Genomic DNA, 21,405 nt, shown 5'->3' on the forward strand with positions numbered 1-21,405 from the left:
GCTTAGGATCAGAGCGATTCGCCGCAGTCTCATAGAGGAGGAACCCAGATGGCGTATCCGATTATTGTAACCGAAAGTACCGCCGATATTCCGGCAGAACTAATTCAAGCGTACGCTATTCAGATCATTCCGCTGCGCCTGTTTTTCGGACAGGATTCGTATGCCGATGGTGTCGATATTACGTCGGCGCAATTTTACGAGCGTTTGGCAGCAGCAGCGCAATTGCCAACCACATCACAGCCGTCACCAGCTGATTATGCGGCAATGTATGAGCGTCTGCTGCATGAACACCCGGACAGTCAGATCATTTCGATCCATCTTTCTTCGGGTTTGAGCGGTACGTATCAGTCGGCAACGATCGGTCGTTCGATGGTGGAACAGGAAGAACGCATTACGATTATTGACTCCTTGTCGGCGTCATATGGTTATGGGATGGCGGTTGTGCATGCAGCGCGCCTTGCCCGTCAGGGGGCTTCGGTAGCAGACATTCAGGCGAGTGTGGCGCGTTTACTAGCAGGGCGTGAGCTGTATTTTCTCGTCGATGATCTGGAATATTTGCGCAAAGGCGGACGGATTGGACGTGCGTCCGCTACGCTTGGCACATTGCTGAATGTGAAGCCGATTTTGTCGATCGATGAGCACGGTGTCATTTACCCGGTTGAAAAAGTACGCGGACAGAAAAAAGCGATGGCACGCATCGTAGATATGCTGCGTCAAAAGCTGACTGTACGCAAAATCCATCTGGCGCTAGGACATACGGCAAATCGTGCATCATGTGAGCCGCTGTTGCAGATGCTGCGTGAGCATTATGAGATTACAGAGCTGGTCTATTCGGAGATCGGCCCTGTAATCGGTACGCATACGGGAGCGGGCACGATTGCCGTGTATGCCTGGCCGGATGAGGAATAGATGAGGGATGAACAATGAATATCAGTCTGGATCAGATTGGCGTTCGGCAGGTCAACGGCGTGAGTGCTTCCAAAGAGGGGGAGCTTCACGCCTTTGGCATCTTTACCGTACTTGATTTGCTGGAGTATTTCCCGTTCCGGTACGAAGACTACCGGCTGCGGGCGCTGCAGGATGTGAAGGACGGTGACAAAATTACCGTCGAAGGCAAAATTGTCGGTCTGCCGATATTGCAGCGTTACGGCAAAAAATCACGCCTGACCTGTAATGTGATGATAGATAACTGGATGGTAAAAGCGACTTGGTTTAATCGTCATTTTCTGAAAGATCAGCTGACGACCGGTCGCGACATTATTTTGACAGGCAAATGGGATCAGCGCCGCGCCCAGATGACGATTACCGATTCGGAATTTCCGGATCGTGGCACACAGCGCAGCGGCAGTTTGCAGCCGGTCTATTCGATCGGCGGCAATATTACGCAAAGCTGGATTCGCAAAATGATCCATCAGGCGCTGGAGCAATACGGTGAGATGATTCCGGAAGTACTGCCGCAAGCGTTGCTACAGCGGTACAAGCTGATGTCACGCAAACAGGCAATCCGGCAAATTCATCAGCCGGACGATATGGGCGAAGGCAAACAAGCACGGCGGCGGATGGTATACGAGGAACTGTTTCTGTTTCAGCTTAAACTGCAAGCGTATCGCAGCATGAATCGCAAACGCAAAACCGGGATTGTGCATACGGCAGATAATGCGACGATTCGTGAATTTGTGCGCAGCTTGCCATTTGAGCTAACCGATGCGCAAAAGCAGGTGGAGCTAGATATTCTCAAAGACATGCGCTCGCCATACAGTATGAATCGGCTACTGCAAGGCGATGTTGGCTCCGGCAAAACAGTCGTCGCAGCGATCGGTCTGTATGCGACCGTCAAATCCGGTCATCAGGGCGCGTTAATGGTGCCAACCGAGATTTTGGCGGAGCAGCATGTACGGTCGCTGAAAAAGATGTTTGAACCGTTTGGCATTACGGTGGATATGTTGACAAGCAGTGTGACCGGGCGCAAACGTAAAGACTTGCTCGCCTCGCTGCAATTGGGCATGACCGATATTATCGTCGGTACGCATGCGTTAATTCAGGAAGACGTCTTTTTCCGCAGTCTTGGCTTTGTGGTGACAGATGAGCAGCATCGCTTCGGCGTAAATCAGCGCAGTATTTTACGGCGCAAAGGCTTTGACCCGGATGTGCTGACAATGACTGCAACACCGATTCCACGTACGCTGGCGATTACGGCATTTGGCGATATGGATGTGTCTACGATCGCTGAGCGTCCGAAAGGACGTAAACCGATTACGACCTACTGGGTCAAACACAATATGATGGATCGGGTGATGGGCTTTATTTCACGCGAAATTAAGCAAGGCAGACAAGCGTATGTCATCTGTCCGCTCATCGAAGAATCGGACAAACTGGATGTGCAAAATGCGATCGATCTGTACGTGCAGCTCGATCAGTCATTGCCGGATGTACATGTCGGTCTACTGCATGGTCGGATGAATGCTGCCGAAAAAGAAGAAACGATGCGCGCCTTTTATACAAACGATATCCAGCTGCTTGTTTCTACAACGGTTGTGGAAGTTGGAGTAGATGTGCCGAATGCGACATTGATGGTCGTGATGGATGCGGATCGGTTTGGGTTATCGCAATTGCATCAGCTACGTGGACGAGTCGGACGGGGAGAGCATGAATCGTTTTGTATTCTAGTCGCTGATCCGAAGTCGGAGATCGGACAGGAGCGGATGCGTGCGATGACCGAGACAGACGACGGCTTTGAAGTATCTCGCCGCGACTTGGAATTGCGCGGTCCCGGCGAATTTTTCGGTACCCGTCAAAGTGGATTGCCCGAATTTAAAATCGCTGATATGATGAGCGATTTTGAAGTTTTGGAAGTCGCCCGCGACGATGCCGCCAAGCTGGTAAATGATGAGTTTTTCTGGACTTCGCCGGAATATGAAGGATTGCGCGAATATTTGATGCGGCAGCAGGTGTTTCAAGGGGAATTGATCGATTGATCGTTGCTTGGGGATGTGGGCGAGATCGGTTGTAGGTTGTAGTGGTTGATATGGATAGATATTACAATTTAAATTGTAGGGCACCGGAGTTGAAGTCCGGTGTCTTTTTTGCTTGTTTACGATAAAAGATAGGGTAGTAAATAGCGGAATGATCGTTTTTAGCGCGAACCGTAAGCTCACATCAAATCCTTGGGAGGTTCGCGTTTCTTGCCCTGTAAGGGATTGCGGCGATTTTGTTGTGTTTTGGGTCTTTTTTACAGTAGTCTGAAAAGGGGGTTCGCGTTTTTTGGGGGGTTAAGCCTTGCGTAGCAAGGGGTGTGAGCGTCCGCAGTCGCTCCCCGTGCGGGAGTGTAGATTGAAATATCGGAGCGATTAGAGAAGAAAAAGTTGTTGGATGTCGCTCCCCGTGCGGGAGTGTAGATTGAAATAGCTTTTGGCTTATTTGCCATTTGTTACTCCTATCGTAAGAACATTAGTTACAGGTTTAAGAACATCATATAAACGCCAAAAAGCGTGAACTTCCAGCATACATACAGTTGCTGGAAGTTTCGCATTTTTTGTTATATAAGACTTGAAATGATATGCAAATTCAATAATTTATTGTAGTCGACTACAATAAATTATTGATTGTGTTATGATAAATGTAGTCAAGGAGGCGAGTAACATGCGCACTAATGAAATTGTTATTGAAAAGGTAAAGGCTTGGATGCAGGAACATGACAAATCGCATCAATGGCTAGCTGATCAATTACATGTCAGTAAATCATTGATCGGACACATGTTGACGGGCAATCGCACATTGTTGCCAAAACGAATTGTGCAATTGGCGAACTTGATGGGTGTATCGGTGGAACAACTAATCCAAAGCACGTCATCCGAAGAAAAACGATGTTCAGTCCAGCTACGAGGCGCGGTATCGAATCGTCGATCCAAACAAGCATTAGAAGAACTATTATTTGCGGTTGAAGATTATATTGGGTTGAAGAAGTAGGTGAGCACATGGATCGTAAAAGGCAAGCAGAAGTGATTGCGGAAGGTTTAGCTGCTGATTTTTTAGAAGAAACGGCTAATGCCCCAATCTTTATCGGCTCGTATATTGAACGTATTTTAGCTAATAAAGCGAAGGTCATTTATCAATATGTAGAAGACTCTACTTATTTTGGAGCAGCTATTCGTCATTTTTCTGGTGAGCAGTTTATAGCTTTAAATACATTGCATCCTTTGCGGATTCGTTATTTTACAGCAGCACATGAGCTGTGGCATTTGGAAGAAGCTAGCCAGCTCCAAGATGAAGATTTTGATCATGAGCGCGCCGCGGATCGATTTGCAGCAGCGATCATGCTGCCTAAAGCTATCATAAAAGAGGTATGGTCTAAGCTCAGTAACCTGTATGAGCCAATGGAAGCCATTATTCATCTAGCAGATATGGCAGCAACGCCATACGAAGCAGTTGTACGGCGCTTGAAGGAACTTAAGCTAACCGTGAAGTCAATCAAACTTACAGAAGACGAATGGCAGTTGGAGCGAAAACGACTGAATTTACCTGACAGTCCATTAGATATGCCCCAGCCACTTACGCGGTTTATTGCTTATGAAGATGTAGTGGAAGAAGCGCTATCTAATGGAAAGATCGATCTTTTGTCTGCATCCAATAAACTTGCCAAATACATTCCACAACAAACTGAAATCTGGCAAATGCAAGCGATTGAGCAAATGAGAGCAGCAAATAAGCATGAAGCGTGAGGGGAAAGTCTTTATTGACGCTAATGTGATCATTCATGCTGAAACTTTCTAACGGGCAGATGTGTTTCAATGGATCAACAATCTGTATGAAGAAATCTATATTCATATTGAGGTGCTGAAGGAACTTCAGGTCGCCTCGGTGAAGAAAAAGGTAGAGCACTTTATTGATAGCGGACAGTGGATGCTATTTGATCCGCAAGAAGAAACATATGTGCCTACAGAAGAATTATACGATTTGTACTTGATTTATTTGCGTGATATACGGGAAGCGTTCGCTCAACTAGATGTAAAAAAAGAACTTCAAGGGCGACCATTAAAAAACACAAACGATCTAGGGGAGATTCATAGCTTAGCAGCGGCTATGCTTCTCAGTGCAGGTATCATTTGTAGCAATGATTTTGACATTCGTGAAGTTATCGAAGATGCGGCTATTTATATTACGCAAGACGACGAGGATACAGAAAGCGTATTCATGCAGCAAGATACCCTAGAAGACTTCTGTTATTTTGTGATCAACTATGGAGTAGCGGAGAAAAGTACCGTTCGAAAATTTTTTAAAGCTATTCAACCGCAGCATATTTCAAGGTTGGATCGTCGACTCACCTGATCTTTGAGAGATAGGAGCTGATGAGGCTGATAATCGCTCCCCGCGTGGGGGCGTGGATTGAAAGATTAGATTGCTGGTAGCCTTACTGCTACTATTGGTCGCTCTCCATGTATGCTGTTGGCGTAAGAGCAAAGTTAGCTTATGAAGCTGCGGGGATGAAGGAGGGAGTGGATTCATAGGCTGCTACTGTAGCAGGCGGATCGGCAACCGACTCGTTTCCAACCCAATATTGCCATTGAACTTTCAACCGGATGAAGTTAATCTGAAGGTGCACATAGTCGCTATCGGCAGGGTAGTGTGGATTGAAATTACCATATGGGATGGCGTACAACTGTCGCCCCTCATGCAGGGGTATGGATTGAAATAGGTGTTCGTCATCCGGAATCATCCATGTGAAGTTGGTCGCTTTCGCTGTGTTAGTATGAGTAGTGGCGTTAATCTCTGATGCGTACCGGTATTATTTATTTTCAAAATAAGAACAAATGTTCTTGCTAGCTCTTGATTTCCTCGTTATAATGAAGTTAGCCCAAAAAGCGCCCATCGTCTTATTTACGATCCATAACTTCAATGTTGAGGTTGTTTTTAGTTGTAGAGGAAGACGAGGCGTAGTCAGTGGAGGACGTATCATGACGGAATTGCTTGATCCTCGAAATGATTTCTTGTTTAAACGTATTTTTGGTAGCGAGGAAAATCGGGATGTACTGCTAACCTTTCTGAATCGCACGTTTATGGAAGCGAAGAAACCATTATTGCGCGAAATTATTTTACTGAATCCGTATACGGATAAAGACTCACCGAGCGATAAACAGTCCATTTTGGATATTCACGCACGTACGACAGACGGCGAGTTAATTAATGTAGAAATGCAGCTCTTTAACCGTTATGATATGGAAAAGCGAACGCTGTTTTATTGGAGTAAGTTATATTCGTCTCAGCTCGTTCAAGGGCAGTCGTATAGTACGCTGCAACGATGTGTTACAATTAACATTTTGAATTTTGAGCTGCTACACAATGATTTGTACCATAGTGTGTTTCACTTGCGAGAAGATCAGACGGGCATCGCCTTAACGGATGATATCGAGATTCATTTTTTGGAGTTACCTAAACTGAATGCGAAGTCGATTCCGATTGAACAAGGTGGACTCGCGAATTGGCTGTTGTTTCTGAAAGGCGCAACGCCCGATCAATGGGAGGTGCTAACCATGAATGAACCGAAATTGAAAAAAGCGATGGATACATTGGAGTTTTTGAGTCAGGATCATGAGGCACGGATGCAGTATGAGGCAAGGCAGAAATATTTGCATGATCAGGCATCGCTGATGGAAGCGGCTAAAAATGCAGAGAAGTATGGTTTTCGTGCAGGAATAGAAAAAGGGATAGAGCAAGGAATAGAGAAAGGAATAGAAAAAGGTATGGAACAAGGCATCCAGCATGAAAAGAAACAAACCGCCTTGCGTTTGCTGCGTCTAAAAATGGCTATTGCTGATGTTGCTATGGCAACTGGACTTTCCGAACAAGAAGTTACCGCTTTATATGAATCGTTGAAATGAACAACTTGATATCAAAGAACGAAGCCGCGTAGACAGGATATTGTTAATTGAGCGCGGCTTTTTTTGCATTTTATATCCTTTGCCAATAGAGTGGTATACTTCGAAATACGACTAAGCAAGTGAGAGAAGTTGAATATACTACTACTCTGACCGTTTTAAATATATAGTTTAAAACCGTGTAGATTACTGCTACAAATAAGGACATAAAGTGGATTTAAAGCCAATATTTAAAACAGTCAAGGTAATACAATTAAGAATTTTCTAGATTTTGGTGTGAATGCATATGAAAACCAAAAAAATAAAATGAATACGCTGGTTATACCGATCGCCAATAGTATATTAACGACAACATGTATGATGGGGAATAGACAATAAACTATCAACGTCACTAGCCCAAGTTTTAATTGAGTTTTTGCTTGGATGCAACTACTCTGAGAAAGTACGTAGTTACCGCTTCTGCAAGAGTATAGATTAAAGTTAAAAAGTATAAACGTCAACAAAATAGATAGAAACAATATAATTAGGGAGTGATGAATATTGTATAAAATTCCATCTCAAAATAAAGACTTAAATCACAAAACATCATTTCATGCTTCTTTATATTCACCAACTATTGCAACCAACCAAGTGAACCCACTCATTCAGTTGCAAAAATTGCAGGGGAATCAATTTGTATTAAATACGTTTAAAAAAGATAATGCTATTTCACAAACAAAAATTATACAGAGGATGAAATCAACAAAACCTAGCGATGATGAACTTGTGAAAATCGGTAAACAGATCGACATTTTTGACATTATGGAAGAAGTAGATGAAAAAGCCGGTAATAATGTACTTGGACCAAAAATATGGGAAAAAATTTTGCACGAATATAAAAAATGCGAGGAAACTGGAAAAAAGCTCATGTTAAAATTAAATGAAGCGATTGAGAAGTATGAGTCTAATGAAAAGAGCAATGAAAAAAAGGATTCACAAATTAAATTTGATACCTATTATTCTAGTTACGCTGCGTTAGTTAACGAAGACAATCATGATCATTATTTTGTTAATTCACAGGGCAGGGTTCCTGGATCACAGAATAACGAAGATGTTAGTCAAGAGAAAGATGAAGGGCATTATAGTAATGAGTTTAACCTATCAAGTGGTGCTATAATTGCAACTCTAAATTCTAAGGATATTGATGAGAAGGCAAAAAATAAACAAAATCACATGGTACTTGATAATTCCGAATTGTTATGGCATCAATACAAATATGCAGCTGAACAACATTATAACGAAAATAATGATAAAGACGAGTTAATTAAGGAAGCACAGCGTCGAATATCAAAAATAACTAGACAAACAGTAATAAACCCGTTTACCCAGGCTGTGATGTATAGACTATCTGATGAACCTGAGCTACCAACCAACTTAATCCTATATCCTCGCAATCCTGGATTTGCAGCTATATTAGGAACACCTAATGTTAAAAGTTCTGCGTATATGCTGATTGACCATATGGCAGAATTAAAGAAAACAATCGAATATATTAAAATCAACAAAGGTAGTGATATTGATATCGTTTTTAAAGATATAAAGTAAGTCTAGTACTTTGACCGAGATGAATTGGAGTGTTGAATCTGTTTTAAGATCGCATGGATCAGGGTTTCTGTACACAATCCAAATTAACATTGAACTTGGTCAAGGTACTAGGTGGTGTCTTCAAACTGTCCTACGTATTATTTATTGTTCACAAAGGTTAGAAATAAGACCCTGTACAGCTTAGTCTGACGCAAATTACCCGTATCGAACAATCTGTAAAGCAGTTTGAAGACACGCCCTAGTTAAATTTTACTTACAATAATCGATTTTCTATATGACTAGAGCTGTTTAAACGTTTTGAGACGGCTACAGAGTTATACTAATTAAGAAAGATTACTTGATTTTAAAAATTTAGAGATGAGCAAGCAGTTATGTCTTACTCGTTAGCCATTCAGCTTTTGTTGATCTCATTACACATACACCATCTGTTAAAGAAGCAGAGACCGAAGCAGACAAGTTGCAAAAATAAGAGAAACTGCTCGCTGGTCATAGAGGTTGCGAACTCGAATCCGGTGTCTTTTTTGTTTATTAGCAATCGCTGGCGTATGTGCCTGATCCGCTTCCCAAAATAAACCCAAAAAGCCACCCTCCCCGGATAGCTAATCCATCATATTAACAACGACCAAACCTCTCTAATCCTACGCACTTCCCCCAACTCCAAACCTACCCTACAAAGCCAACACCAGTTCCAATTGTTGCTCTAACGTAAGCATATATTGATCATATTGCGATTGTGTAATTTTACCGGAGGAATGTTCCTCTTTTAGGGTCAAGCTTATGTTTTGGCATAGCAGTTCTCGGAATTGCTCGGCTGCGATGCCTTGGTGTTCGGCAATATGAGCAATATGGTCGCCATCTTGCAAATATTGTTTGAGTTCCAGCGACGTTAATCCTAGCAAGCTGGCAGCATGGTCAAGCAGTTGGCTTAATATTAGTGTGGAAGCAAGCTCTGTCTCTTGCTCGATATCGGCAAATTTGGCATAGACAGAAGTACGATCCGGCTCGGATAATGACTTTGATGCTGATGCTGATGCTGATGCTGATGCTGATGCTGATGCTGATGCTGATGCTGATGCTGATGCTGATGCTGATGCTGATGCTTCATTGTATATATAACGAATATTGTACACACAACTGGTCAAATAACTTAACGTACCGTCTGTCCGGTGCAACATAGGGAAGGCAGCATGGGCGGCAGGGGTGACCGTCGCTTCCGCATATGTACCATTCCATGCGAGCTGTCCGGGTAGGAATCGTTGCATTAGGTTCATCGTACTTCCTGCCTCTCTTGATGTGTTTGCGATAATTATAAAGTCGATTGTAAAACAGTCATATGAACGGTTCGTTAAACGAATCTTAAAAAACGATAAAAAGCACATACTGCTTAACATTGTTCACATGATGGTCACCTTCATTTAACATATCCAACCTGTTTGTTTGAATTTCTACATGATTATGGCAAGTTGAACGTTTATAATAGAGGGATGGACTAGAGTGGAATGAAATCGTTGGAGGATTATGAATGTGAATAGCTATATTACACCGATTATTTTATTGCAGCTGCTGGAACGTGCGGCATTGCTGTTAATTTGTCTATTTTTGTTAAGCAAGTTGCCCCATTTTCGGCAGATTTTTCAAAAAGAAGTGCTGGACATCAAAGATCGTATTATATTGTCCGTCATTTTTAGCGGTTTTGCTATTCTGGGCACGTATACAGGCATTAATGTAGAAGGCTCGCTCGTCAATGTGCGCATTATTGCCATTGTGTCGGGCGGGATTTTATTTGGTTGGCCGGTTGGATTAATTACAGGTATCGTATCCGGGGCGCATCGTTATTTGATTGATATGAACGGTGTGACCTCGGTGCCGTGTCTAATTACGAGCATTATCGCAGGCATTGTGTCCGGCTATATTCATAACCGAATTAGCAGCCGTCGGCGCTGGATCGTTGGTATTGCCGCAGGGATGGCATGTGAAGCGTTGACGATGCTGCTTATTTTGTTAATGTCGCATCCGTATGCGCTCGGGCGCGAGATCGTATCGATCATTGCGGTGCCGATGATTCTCGGGCAGGTTGGTGTCGGTTTGATCGTATTGTTTGTACAAGGCGTAGAAGGAGAGCGCGAAAATATCGCTGCTCGGCAGGCGAAGCTGGCGCTAGATATTGCGAACAAAACGCTGCCGTATTTCCGCTCCATTAACAGCGATTCATTGCGCAAAATTTGCACGATTATCCGGCAAGATATTCAGGCAGATGCGGTCGCGATTACGGACAAACGCTATATTCTCGCCTATGTCGGCTTGGGCGAGGAGCGGTACAATATCGGTCATGAGATTATTACCGATGCGACTAAACAGGCGATTTCAAGCGGCGAAATCGTGCTTATTAACGATGATGCTGAGGGCAAAGTGCCGAATATACAATCGTTGATCATTATCCCGTTGCAGGAAAAAGGCATCGTTACCGGTACGCTCAAAATTTACTATCGTAACGCCCACAAAATTACGTATTCGTTGCAAACGCTCGCTGTCGGTCTGTCCCAGATTATCTCTACATTGATGGAAGTATCTCGTATCGAACAGATGAAAGAAATGGCTAACAAAGCTGAAATTAAGGCGCTACAGACGAGCATTAATCCCCATTTTCTGTTTAATGCACTCAATGCGATCGCTTCGTCGATTCGTATCAACCCAGACAATGCGCGGGAGATGATCATCAATCTGTCCGGCTATTTGCGGCATAGTTTGGAGTGGAGCGATGAGCTGATCGATATTAATAAAGAGCTTGGTCAAGTCGTAAACTATGTCGAAATCGAAAAGGCACGTTTTGGCAGCAAATTAAACGTTGTGTACGATATCGACGAAGTGGAAGTGAAAATGCCGAGCCTGATTATTCAGCCGCTTGTTGAAAATGCGATTGTACATGGTATTTTAAAAGGACGCGGCTCTGGCACCGTCACCTTAGCGGTCAAAGATTGCAGCAATTCGGTTGAAATTAGTGTAGAAGATACTGGAACCGGTATCGATCCTGACATTATCGCTAAAGTGTACGACGGCAGTATGCCGGAAAATCGAATCGGTCTGTCCAATGTCCATCAGCGCGTCAAACTGATCTATGGTGAAGGATTGCAGATCGAACGATTGGAAAAAGGAACTCGCATCCGGTTTAACATTAAAAAGGAGCGTTCGGCATCATGAAAGCGATCGTAGTAGAAGATGAATTTCTGGCACGACAGGAACTGGAATACTATATTCAAACGTACAGCAATATCGAAATTACAGGCAGTTTTGAAGATGGGCTAGATGTGCTTCGTTATGTGCAGGATCATGAGATTGATGCGATCTTTCTCGATATTAATATTCCTTCGCTGGACGGTGTGCTGTTGGCACATAATATTAGCAAATTTTCGCGCAAACCGTACATTGTTTTCATTACGGCATACAAAGAGCATGCGGCAGAAGCATTCGAGATCGAAGCATTTGATTATATATTGAAGCCATACAGTGAATCACGCATTACTTCGATGTTGCATAAGCTGGAAGCGACCTATGCGCGTGATCATGCTGGGGCTAACGCTGTGCACGCTCCGTCATTGGTGCCACCAACTGCAATGTCAAACGCAATTCCAGCACAACAAGAGCACAGTCCCGTCGGTAGCAGCCGTGCCTTTGTGCGTCCGGCATCATATACACAGACGAACTATACCCCTGCGCTACAAGGCAAACTCAGCCTATGGAAAAATGACAATATACATGTTATCCCGATCGACGATGTGTATTATGCATCAGCAAGCGAAAAGGTGACCGAGGTGTTCACCCGGCGTGATCGTTATACAGTGCATGCCAGCATTACCGAATTCCAGGCGCTATTGCCGGAAGATTCCTTTTTCCGTTGTCATCGTTCGTATATCGTCAATATCGGCAAAATTCGTGAAATTGTGCCTTGGTTTAACAGCACCTATTTACTCCGGCTGCATGATGTGAGCGATGAGGTGCCCGTCAGTCGTAGTAAAGTGAAAGAATTTCGGCAACTCATGCACATCTAAATGCATTTCATTCCGACATAAGGTATCTCATTCCATTTCCGTTATGCTGTAAACGTTGCAGGGGTATACTCGATGTATAGATCATTATGTATAAATCATTGTATGTATAGATCATTCTCGCAGCAATGAGTGCACATTGCAGTTATGACGGAAAGGAACATCCATTATGAAAACATTATTTGCTAATCCATCCAATCAATCGACTACACACACAGGTGCGGATGCACCGGCGGTCAAACGCTGGCTAATCGTGCTCGGTACGATTATCGTCCAGATGGGACTCGGAACGATTTATACATGGAGCTTGTTCAACCAGCCACTAGTTGATAAATTTGGCTGGCAGCTTAGCTCGGTTGCAATTACATTTTCCATTACGAGCTTTGCGCTTGCCTTTGCAACTTTATTTTCAGGCAAGTTACAGGAAAAATGGGGCATTCGCCGCTTGATTGGTACAGCGGGGATTGTGCTCGGTATTGGACTGATGCTTAGCTCACAAGTGTCCTCACTGCTACTGCTATATATATTGGCAGGTGTGGTAGTCGGATTTGCCGACGGTACCGCTTATATGACATCGCTCTCCAACTTGATCAAATGGTTTCCAGAGCGCAAAGGTCTGATCTCCGGTATTTCCGTCGGTGCGTACGGGACAGGTAGTTTGTTGTTCAAATACATTAATGGCGCGCTAATCGGTTCGGTTGGCGTATCGATGGCGTTTTTGTACTGGGGTATCATCGTATTGCTGATGATTGTGATCGGCTCGCGTTTGATTAAAGAAGCGGTCGTCAGTGAAGCGCCGGCAACCGATGTAGCTCTATTGTCTAATGACAATGCACATACGGCACAGGGGACGATTCGCCAGCCTGTATCGACTGGTGTCACCACTGCGATCGCCCATAACTATACGGTCAAAGAAATGCTGAAAACAAAACAAGCGTACTTGCTGTTTATTATGTTTTTTACCGCTTGTATGAGCGGTCTGTACTTAATCGGGATCGTCAAAGATATCGGTGTGCAGCTTGCCGGGCTTGATCTGGCAACAGCCGCTAATGCGGTGGCGATGATCGCGATCTTTAATACGGTCGGTCGCATTATCCTTGGCGCTCTGTCTGACAAAGTAGGTCGACTGAAAGTATTGTGCGGCACTTTTATCGTCACAGCAGCAGCAGTTGCCATCTTAAGTTTTATACCGTTAACATTCGGTATTTTCTTTGCCGCCGTTGCCGCGATTGCCTTCTGTTTTGGCGGCAATATTACCGTCTTCCCGGCGATCGTCAGTGACTTTTTCGGTCTGAAAAACCACGGCAAAAACTATGGTGTCATTTACCAAGGTTTCGGAATCGGTGCGCTAGCCGGTGCATGTATCGCCGCTTGGATGGGCGGTTTTAAACCAACGTTTATCATTATCGGTATTCTCTGTCTAATCTCGTTTTTGATCGCGATCATGATCAAGCCGCCGCTATATGGCGAACGTGAACAACCGACAACCGATACCAAACATGCTAAATGGAAAGCGAATCCGCATACTGTACGCTAATAACAGGATTATTGTGCTGGTAAGCGGTTGATGTACACTATCGCTGTATATTGCATCAACCATAGTTAATTGTTATTGTACATTGACTTTTATTGTAAATCGATATCGTCATCACTCAGGACGTGCAGCGGAGTTAACACTTAAATTCATTATGGTTAATGTACGCTACTTATATCGAGTTGTTTGTAACTATTTCAAAATCCCTGCTCCTATTTGTTGTGGCAGGGATTTCGTTTGAAAGAAAAGCGGTGGAGCGGAAGCAAATTAAGTTATCAGCAAGTGGAATGACGAACTAATTGATGATGCACATTTGAACAAAGTTTGCAAGCTGGATTAATCGGCAAATAACTACGTTGCTGTTGATCGTATTGGGTCAGAGCAGCAGCGGGGAGTTGTGAATGATCGATCTTTCCGGTAAACAGTACATGTTAGCCAGCGAGTCGGTTGCTATCGCTGTCTACTCGTTAGAAGTTAGCTGCATAGTTCAGCGTCACGTTTAAGGGTCGCTTCGCTTCGGCGTCTATAGTTAGTTGCATAGCGCAGTATAGTTGTTTAGAAAAGAAGTGCAGAGCATTGTATGTTCATTAAGAGCTAGCCATCACTTAAATTTGCTGCTTACGAATTGCAAATAGATTGGTATACGTACTGGTATTGAGGGTATAATGGCATTGAGCATGCCATAATAAGTAATCGTTTACAAATGTTCGTTAGGATAGTGCATTATTCGAAGTTTGATGTCCATATGCTCGGTGCTGGATCATTGTGTTGGAGTAGCGGACTTAATGCGGAGCGTTCAGATCATGCATGTACACCGATTCCACATTAGTGAAGGAGGAACACGCAGTATGAACCAGATTCGATTATGTATACGTCGACAGCTTGCTGTGCAAGATGTAGTAGAACGATTGTCGGGAGAAGACAGCCTTACGCTAGTGCCTGTTAGCGATCAGGTGAATGAACAGCAATATGATGAATATTATGCGTTTGTAATGAATGACGGAATAACGATGATCTATATGATCGTCGATCGTGCAACTAGCTTGCCGTATATGTTGTTACATGGCCCGCTCGCTGCACAAAGTGCATGGTTGCTACAGATGCTCGGTATTGTCGACAACAAGGAAAAGGTGCAAGCGCATTGCCTGGAAGTGACACATGTGGACGACAAAATCGATGCGATCTGTCGGCTTGGCATTGCCACTTATATGGATGAAGCACAGCCTGAAGTGCTGGACATCTTCCAGCGTTATATGCGCGATGCGGATGCACGGGTACGTCAATCAGCCATTTTTGCAACTAGTTTTATCGGTTGGCAGGAGTTTGAGCCGCTGCTACAGATCGCGTTGGAGCATGATCCTGATGAGCGGGTAACGATGATTGCACAAAGCGCGCTGCGCATTATGCGTGAAAGCGACTGGAACTATTCAGATTACTCACCAAATTAAGTAATTGTAAGCGATTGCCCGGCAATATATCGACATGCCGGGCTGTTTTATTTGTCTAGGCAATTGCAAGCTTGCAAATTTATGCTAAAATGGCTGTAACAATGGTCGTACATTTTTCGGTAAGCTGCCGGTTTGGGTATCGGTTGCTTCAGCAGGTGTGCGGCTTTACTTTTTCTGCGACTGGCTAGCATAATATATGCAAGGATGCCATAATCGGATGTAAAGAAAGGTGGACATGATGAGCCAGAGCCAACTGATCACGAATCAGACACTTGCCCGTAATCATAAGCTTGCCGATACCTATCAGCTCCGCCGCACATTGTCGGTTGGCGAATTGTCGGTAATTTATGTGGCACGACATATGGAAAAGGGTACATTGCACGTTATTAAGGAGTTTTTCCCAGCCGCACTGGCAAGGCGCAGTAAAGACCGTTGTACGGTCGAATGTATAGCCGCTAATTTGCAAGACAAGTTTGCAGAGATGCGCCAGAAATTCCGACAGGAAGGCGAACTGCTAAGGCGGATGGAGCATCCTGGCATCGTACGCTATGAAGATGAGTTGGAGCATCATGGTACTGTATATATTGTACTGGAGTATTATCGCGGGATGACACTGGATATATACATTCAGCAATATGCGCCTTCGCTCGATACGGAATTTTTGCAAAAACGGCTGTTTCCGGTCATTGATGCGCTGGAATACATACATAATCTCGGTTATATTCATCGCGATGTGAAGCCATCTAATATTTTGCTGGCAGAGGATGGGCAGACGAAGTTGCTTGATTTTGGCTCAGCTGTACGGTACGAAGAAAAAACGCATCAAATTTTGACGACAGCCGGTTATTCACCGATTGAATTTTATTCCGGACGTTCCATTCAGGGACCGGTTTCGGATATTTATAGTTTGGCGGCGACATTTTACTTTTGCTGCCGTGGACAGGCACCGATCGATGTGCCGAAGCGAATATTCCATGATCCATTGGAGCGACTTGGCAGCTGTCAGCCTGCGTCACCGATTTTGTCGCGTGTAATTCACTGGGGGTTGGCAGTGTCCGCCAACAAACGGTGCGCTTCGCTTAAATGGTTCAAAATTGCTGTTCAGGCAGAACGTTTCTGGCGTCGCAATCTTGTATTAACGCGTAGCAAGCGATCCGAAGCTGTACACGCGAAAGGCAGTATCGTCACCTCTGGGCATCGGCAGAAAAACAGGAAACAGAAAGTGCTCGTTAGCAGCAAGGAACCGGATCAATCTGCGACAGAGTTGCATGAAAAGTTGCCCCGCTAAATGAACGTCGTGGACATACACATATTGATCATCTGTCACTTATATCATGCTTAGCTTGCGTATTGCATACTATGACATTGACCGTGATTAAATTGAACGTTAAAGCTCATTTAAGCCCTGACTATCACAATTTCAGCACACAATCAACATTAAAAGTTAACTTTGTGTGGATATGGGTCAGTAAGCGATGAATTTTCGTAGCGAACTGGAATGGATATAGGTAGCATAGGGCAGCACAACAGCGTCGTATCGTATTGATACGGCGTTTTTGTGCTTGTTTTGATTGCAAAATCTGTAGCTACTGCACCGTGCTTTTAAAAATAAAAACACCTATTTTTTATTTTTATAGTTAAAAAATACCATATATATGCCGATATAATGACCAAGTTAATAAAGGGTTTCGTGTCTGGATAGACTAGTAGCTTGTCTCAAGTACATTTACAGTTTGTCAATCCAACAATCGCTTGGTGCTGAATCGATTTAGGGACGTTCAAACACAATTTCCATTTGAGACAAACCAATAGGTGGTGTCTTTAAACGATCTTACGCATCATTTTATTGTTCACAAAGTTCAGAAATAAGCCCTGTACAGCCTAATCTGATGCAAATTACCCGTATCGAACGATCTGTAAAGCAGTTTGAAGACACGCCCTAGTACGCAGACCAAGTTAAGTTTCAACCTGGTCTGCGTACTAAATTCTTTATAAATAAGAGCTTGATCTAGCTTCAAAAATCAGATTAATCTTGGTCAAAGTACTAGGAGGGGAAAGTATGATGTATCGTTATCGTCATTATGCTTATATGATTGCAGCGAGCGGGCTACTTATCAATTATGCGCTGCTATTCAGCTATCGGCATAATGAGTCTATGCTAGCAGCGATGGGACCGCTACTTAATATGATTCCGGCTTTGCTAACGACTGCGGTATTAGCGATTGTGGCGAGTCAGTGCAGCGGCAGGACGAGGACATTTTGGACATTGCTTGCGCTGAGCCATTTTTGTTATGGTTGCTCCATTTTTGTTTTGTTACTGCCTGTTCAGCATGCTCCGTTTGCGACGGCGATAGTCGGGTATGATGACTTTTTTTGGATTCTTCATAATGTGCTTATTTTGATCGCATTATTATTGTTAAGCCGCCGCAATTTACGCGGGTTAGGGAAAATTCGCTTTTTGCTAGATACATCGATTTTTATGCTGACGATTGTGGCGATGAGCTGGGCGCTAATTGTGGAACCGATCATGCAGCGCAGTTTGGATGCCGATCATAGCAATTGGGGCATATTGCTTGTCAATCTTAGTTATCCGATTGTGGAGCTGGTGCTTATTTTTATGCTTGTATTGTTGTTGTTTGCACGCGTAGATCAGCAGTACAGTCGTACCGGATGGTTGCTAATGTGGTCATTGCTCGTATTTGCCGCAGCGGATATGGTTTATTTTTATATGCTGGAGCATGGGCTGTACCGGAGCGGTAGCTTGATCGATCCATTATGGAGCATATCGCTAATGTTGACGGCATTTGCAGGCATTCATTTTTTGAAGCAACCTGTAGCGCAGGACATATTGCCGGTGTTGTATGCGTTCGAAGCAAAGCTATCCGTCAAGCGGCTGTTGCCTTATGTTAGTGTGACATTGTTGCTGATGATTGTAGTTGTGACGCAATTCGGTTCATTTAGCATACTGCTGTTCAGTTGTGTACTTGGTATATTGTTGATCTCGATTCGCCAAGTGCTGTCTCTTTCCGAAAACGATATATTGCTGCGTCGGTTGCGTCAGCATTTGCGACTAAGCGATCATGCAGCAAGGCATGATGAATTGACCGGACTGCCTAATCGGCGTCAATTTTATGAGCAATTGCAGACACAAGTTGAAGCTGCTGCTGGTAAACGTGAACTGGCAGTGCTGTTTTTTGATTTTGATCGTTTTAAATATGTGAATGACAGTCTTGGGCATGCGGCAGGCGATCGCATTTTACAGATGGCGGCTGAACGCTTTCGCAATCAGTTATCGGTGGATAGATCGCTGGCACGTCTTGGTGGGGATGAATTTATTTTGCTGATCGATCCGTTGCAAGGTCATGCTCATGTAGAACGGGTTGTCGACGAGATTAAGCAATGTTTGCAAGAGCCGATGAATATCGATGGTCATCTATTGTATATTTCGGTCAGTATCGGTGTGGCGATTTACCCGCAAGATGGAATCACTTTGGATGAGTTGGTCAAAAATGCCGATGCCGCCATGTATGAAGCGAAAAAGAGTGCCCGTCAGGAAGCCGTCTTTTTCACCGATGCGATCGGTGCGCATTATGGCAATCGTCTTCATCTGGAAAGCTCACTGCGTAGCGTATTGTGCCGCAATGAGCTGGAACTGTACTACCAGTATCAGGTCAGACTTGATAACGGACAAATTGAAGGGATGGAGGCGCTGCTGCGCTGGAAGCATCCTGAACTTGGCATCATTTCGCCGCTTGAGTTTATCCCGATTGCTGAGGAAACCGGACTGATCATTCCAATCGGTGCGTGGGTGCTGCGAACGGCGTGCGAGCAGCAGCGCCTTTGGCAACAGTTGGGGTACGGTAATTTTCGGATGAGTGTGAACGTATCACCGCATCAGTTTCATGATGAGCATCTGGCAGAACGCTTTTTGGAAATTATGGCGGAGACGGGCATGGAGCCACAACAGCTCGTGTTGGAAATTACCGAATCGCTGGCGATTCATAATGTAGAGCGTGTAATCATCCAACTGAATAAGTTGCGCGAACGTGGCGTACAGTTGGCGATTGACGATTTTGGCAGTGGATATGCTTCACTCGCTTATGTTAAACAATTGCGTCCATCGCTACTGAAAATTGATCGCAGTTTTGTTAGTTGTATCGACGATGTCGACGAAGATTGCCGGATGGCAGAAGCGATTGTCGCACTTGGCAAGGCGCTGCATATTCATGTACTGGCTGAAGGCGTGGAGACAGAAGCGCAATTGAAATTTTTGAAAACGGCTGGTTGTGATGAAATCCAGGGCTATTATGTTAACCGACCGATGCCAGCAGCAGAAGTTAGTCAACAATTGGAAGCGGCGGGTCATTCGTTTTATATCGTTAAACAGCTGCTACATCATCTGGATCGATCGAAGCCATAAGCGTAGTGTTTAGGATCGTATATCGATATTGAGCTGCATAGATATATGCACGTATGGTTGCCGATCGATGATCATTTCGCTGCGTAAGCAACTGTAAGTAGATAGAATAATCAAGCAAAAAATAGCTAAATTTCCCCTTTTAGCGAGCTAGAGGGAGCGAGAAGTGTAAACGGTATGTTATCGTTGTTTTAACGCTTTATTATCGCGGAAAATGACGTAATGGCGCGGATTAACGACTCCTTCAACCACGATGATGAGAAACAGAGCATATGGAAGCAAAAGCGGTAGGATAGTGAACCTGTAGCACAAAAGAGCAGGAAAATGACAGTTTATTGCAAACTGTTGCGACTTATTGCAAAATGCGGCGATTTGGTAAGTTGTTTAGCGATCTGCTGTCCGTGGTATAATAGATACAGATTTAAACTCTAACACCAGAAAGGATCAGGATACCATGTGTCCCCGAAGGATGATTTCCCAAAGGACGATTTGGAAACGTTATGATCTCTCTTATACTTAGCTCCTCCGTAATGTAGTGCCCAACCTATTGGCCTATCTTACGGAAAAGGAGCAGCATGTATGCGAAGGATGAATTCCTCCAGGTGCGCCTCCCGTGAGAACAGGTCATTCATGACCACACTTACGAGAAAAAGAGGGAGCCTGTATGAGGAGAAGAACAAATGACAATTGGAAGGTTGTAGCAAAGCAAGTTGCTGCAATTTTAATCGGTACGTTTATTCTTGCGTTTACTTATTATCACATTAATTTTCACAATAATCTGTCGGAAGGCGGATTTGTTGGTTTGGCTTTGCTAGGCAAATATTTGTTTGGTTGGTCGCCGGCATGGAGTACGCTTGTGCTTGATATTCCGGTAATTGCGCTTGCCTGGTGGCTCAAAGGGCATCGCTTTATGATAATGACGATGATCGGAGCAGGTGCATTCTCACTGTTCTATGCGGGATTTGAGCAATTATCGCCGTTTGTCGTGGACTTGCACGGAAGTCTGCTCGCAGCCGCTGTATTGTCTGGTATATTAACTGGACTTGGCGCTGGAATTGTTCTCCGTTACGGAGGGGCCACGGGAGGCGACGATGTATTGTCCCGTTTGATCAGTGATTGGAAAGGTTGGAAGATCGGTAACGTTTTTTTTGTTGGAGACGTAATCGTGCTCGGTCTGTGCTTGCTGTTTCTGCCATTTAAAGAAACGATGTTTACGATGTTAGCGGTATGGCTCGCTGGCAAAATGATTACTTGGACTGTGACGGTAGAGCTGAGAATGCCATTTACAGTACGTAAAGTAAAGGATGCAGCTACTGCTGTTCAAGTGCCAACAGCTTCGACACTGCCTCGTTCGTCTTAATATGCTAGCGTATATTCAGGATGGCATCGTTGCAGATGGATATGCTAACGGTTTGCATCGTCATACTCGACATGTACGGCTCATATCGGCTTGGTCGCATGAGCGATGCATCGAATTACCAATAAGGGCGTGCTGTATCGGATTTCT

15 protein-coding genes are annotated in these 21,405 nt (G+C 44.2%); 14 read left to right on the forward strand and 1 reads right to left on the reverse strand.

Annotation, left to right across the window (positions count from 1 at the left end; genetic code table 11):
* The first annotated feature begins 48 nt into the window (after nucleotides 1–48).
* The 7 genes from U1I11_RS07635 (at nucleotide 49) to U1I11_RS07665 (ending at nucleotide 8,456) form a co-directional block, all read left to right on the forward strand.
* Nucleotides 49–909, forward strand: a complete 861-nt coding sequence (locus tag U1I11_RS07635) for a DegV family protein (RefSeq protein WP_322905312.1) — start codon at nucleotides 49–51, stop codon at nucleotides 907–909.
* A gap of 14 nt (nucleotides 910–923) precedes the next feature.
* Nucleotides 924–2,975, forward strand: coding sequence for an ATP-dependent DNA helicase RecG (gene recG / locus U1I11_RS07640; protein WP_322905314.1), 2,052 nt, complete (start codon nucleotides 924–926; stop codon nucleotides 2,973–2,975).
* A gap of 664 nt (nucleotides 2,976–3,639) precedes the next feature.
* Nucleotides 3,640–3,966, forward strand: a complete 327-nt coding sequence (locus U1I11_RS07645; RefSeq protein ID WP_322905316.1) for a helix-turn-helix domain-containing protein — start codon at nucleotides 3,640–3,642, stop codon at nucleotides 3,964–3,966.
* Between the two features lie 8 nt (nucleotides 3,967–3,974).
* Entirely contained in the window at nucleotides 3,975–4,718 is a 744-nt protein-coding gene (locus U1I11_RS07650) for an ImmA/IrrE family metallo-endopeptidase (RefSeq protein WP_322905318.1), read from the forward strand.
* A gap of 61 nt (nucleotides 4,719–4,779) precedes the next feature.
* Nucleotides 4,780–5,325, forward strand: coding sequence for a hypothetical protein (locus U1I11_RS07655; RefSeq protein ID WP_322905320.1), 546 nt, complete (start codon nucleotides 4,780–4,782; stop codon nucleotides 5,323–5,325).
* Nucleotides 5,326–5,951: 626 nt separating this feature from the next.
* Complete coding sequence (locus tag U1I11_RS07660; protein WP_322905322.1) at nucleotides 5,952–6,875, forward strand: Rpn family recombination-promoting nuclease/putative transposase; 924 nt, start codon at nucleotides 5,952–5,954, stop codon at nucleotides 6,873–6,875.
* Nucleotides 6,876–7,412: 537 nt separating this feature from the next.
* Nucleotides 7,413–8,456, forward strand: a complete 1,044-nt coding sequence (locus U1I11_RS07665) for a hypothetical protein (RefSeq protein WP_322905323.1) — start codon at nucleotides 7,413–7,415, stop codon at nucleotides 8,454–8,456.
* A gap of 668 nt (nucleotides 8,457–9,124) precedes the next feature.
* On the opposite strand, the gene U1I11_RS07670 is transcribed toward U1I11_RS07665, so the two are convergent.
* The gene (locus U1I11_RS07670; protein ID WP_322905325.1) at nucleotides 9,125–9,727 is read right to left on the reverse strand and encodes a hypothetical protein; all 603 of its coding nucleotides are present in this window, start codon (nucleotides 9,725–9,727) and stop codon (nucleotides 9,125–9,127) included.
* Between the two features lie 253 nt (nucleotides 9,728–9,980).
* Between U1I11_RS07670 and U1I11_RS07675 the strand changes: the two genes are divergently transcribed.
* The 7 genes from U1I11_RS07675 to U1I11_RS07705 all read left to right on the forward strand — a co-directional run bounded on the left by U1I11_RS07675 (nucleotide 9,981) and on the right by U1I11_RS07705 (nucleotide 21,258).
* Nucleotides 9,981–11,654, forward strand: coding sequence for a sensor histidine kinase (locus U1I11_RS07675; protein WP_322905327.1), 1,674 nt, complete (start codon nucleotides 9,981–9,983; stop codon nucleotides 11,652–11,654).
* Nucleotides 11,651–12,502, forward strand: coding sequence for a LytR/AlgR family response regulator transcription factor (locus U1I11_RS07680; RefSeq protein ID WP_322905329.1), 852 nt, complete (start codon nucleotides 11,651–11,653; stop codon nucleotides 12,500–12,502). The genes U1I11_RS07675 and U1I11_RS07680 overlap by 4 nt, the downstream gene beginning before the upstream one ends.
* Nucleotides 12,503–12,668: 166 nt before the next feature.
* The gene (locus U1I11_RS07685) at nucleotides 12,669–14,036 is read left to right on the forward strand and encodes an L-lactate MFS transporter (RefSeq protein ID WP_322905330.1); all 1,368 of its coding nucleotides are present in this window, start codon (nucleotides 12,669–12,671) and stop codon (nucleotides 14,034–14,036) included.
* A gap of 845 nt (nucleotides 14,037–14,881) precedes the next feature.
* Nucleotides 14,882–15,481 carry a HEAT repeat domain-containing protein gene (locus tag U1I11_RS07690; protein WP_322905332.1) on the forward strand — a complete coding sequence of 200 codons (600 nt, stop codon included), beginning with the start codon at nucleotides 14,882–14,884 and terminating at the stop codon, nucleotides 15,479–15,481.
* 235 nt (nucleotides 15,482–15,716) lie between these two features.
* Nucleotides 15,717–16,769, forward strand: a complete 1,053-nt coding sequence (locus tag U1I11_RS07695) for a serine/threonine protein kinase (RefSeq protein WP_322905334.1) — start codon at nucleotides 15,717–15,719, stop codon at nucleotides 16,767–16,769.
* 771 nt (nucleotides 16,770–17,540) lie between these two features.
* Nucleotides 17,541–19,901 carry a putative bifunctional diguanylate cyclase/phosphodiesterase gene (locus U1I11_RS07700; RefSeq protein ID WP_322905336.1) on the forward strand — a complete coding sequence of 787 codons (2,361 nt, stop codon included), beginning with the start codon at nucleotides 17,541–17,543 and terminating at the stop codon, nucleotides 19,899–19,901.
* A 661-nt stretch (nucleotides 19,902–20,562) separates the two neighbouring features.
* Nucleotides 20,563–21,258, forward strand: coding sequence for a YitT family protein (locus tag U1I11_RS07705; protein ID WP_322905338.1), 696 nt, complete (start codon nucleotides 20,563–20,565; stop codon nucleotides 21,256–21,258).
* The last annotated feature ends 147 nt before the right edge of the window (nucleotides 21,259–21,405 follow it).

The organism is Paenibacillus campi (assembly GCF_034659835.1).
Classification (GTDB): Bacteria; Bacillota; Bacilli; order Paenibacillales; family Paenibacillaceae; genus Saccharibacillus; species Saccharibacillus campi.

What these genes read in the sequence shown, in the direction of transcription:
- U1I11_RS07705 (WP_322905338.1), top strand. Translation starts at nt 20,563, where the DNA reads ATGAGGAGAAGAACAAATGACAATTGGAAGGTTGTAGCAAAGCAAGTT.
- U1I11_RS07680 (WP_322905329.1), top strand. Translation starts at nt 11,651, where the DNA reads ATGAAAGCGATCGTAGTAGAAGATGAATTTCTGGCACGACAGGAACTG.
- U1I11_RS07690 (WP_322905332.1), top strand. Translation starts at nt 14,882, where the DNA reads ATGAACCAGATTCGATTATGTATACGTCGACAGCTTGCTGTGCAAGAT.
- U1I11_RS07695 (WP_322905334.1), top strand. Translation starts at nt 15,717, where the DNA reads ATGATGAGCCAGAGCCAACTGATCACGAATCAGACACTTGCCCGTAAT.
- U1I11_RS07645 (WP_322905316.1), top strand. Translation starts at nt 3,640, where the DNA reads ATGCGCACTAATGAAATTGTTATTGAAAAGGTAAAGGCTTGGATGCAG.
- U1I11_RS07650 (WP_322905318.1), top strand. Translation starts at nt 3,975, where the DNA reads ATGGATCGTAAAAGGCAAGCAGAAGTGATTGCGGAAGGTTTAGCTGCT.
- U1I11_RS07670 (WP_322905325.1), bottom strand. Translation starts at nt 9,727, where the DNA reads ATGAACCTAATGCAACGATTCCTACCCGGACAGCTCGCATGGAATGGT.
- U1I11_RS07685 (WP_322905330.1), top strand. Translation starts at nt 12,669, where the DNA reads ATGAAAACATTATTTGCTAATCCATCCAATCAATCGACTACACACACA.
- U1I11_RS07660 (WP_322905322.1), top strand. Translation starts at nt 5,952, where the DNA reads ATGACGGAATTGCTTGATCCTCGAAATGATTTCTTGTTTAAACGTATT.
- U1I11_RS07700 (WP_322905336.1), top strand. Translation starts at nt 17,541, where the DNA reads ATGATGTATCGTTATCGTCATTATGCTTATATGATTGCAGCGAGCGGG.
- recG (WP_322905314.1), top strand. Translation starts at nt 924, where the DNA reads ATGAATATCAGTCTGGATCAGATTGGCGTTCGGCAGGTCAACGGCGTG.
- U1I11_RS07635 (WP_322905312.1), top strand. Translation starts at nt 49, where the DNA reads ATGGCGTATCCGATTATTGTAACCGAAAGTACCGCCGATATTCCGGCA.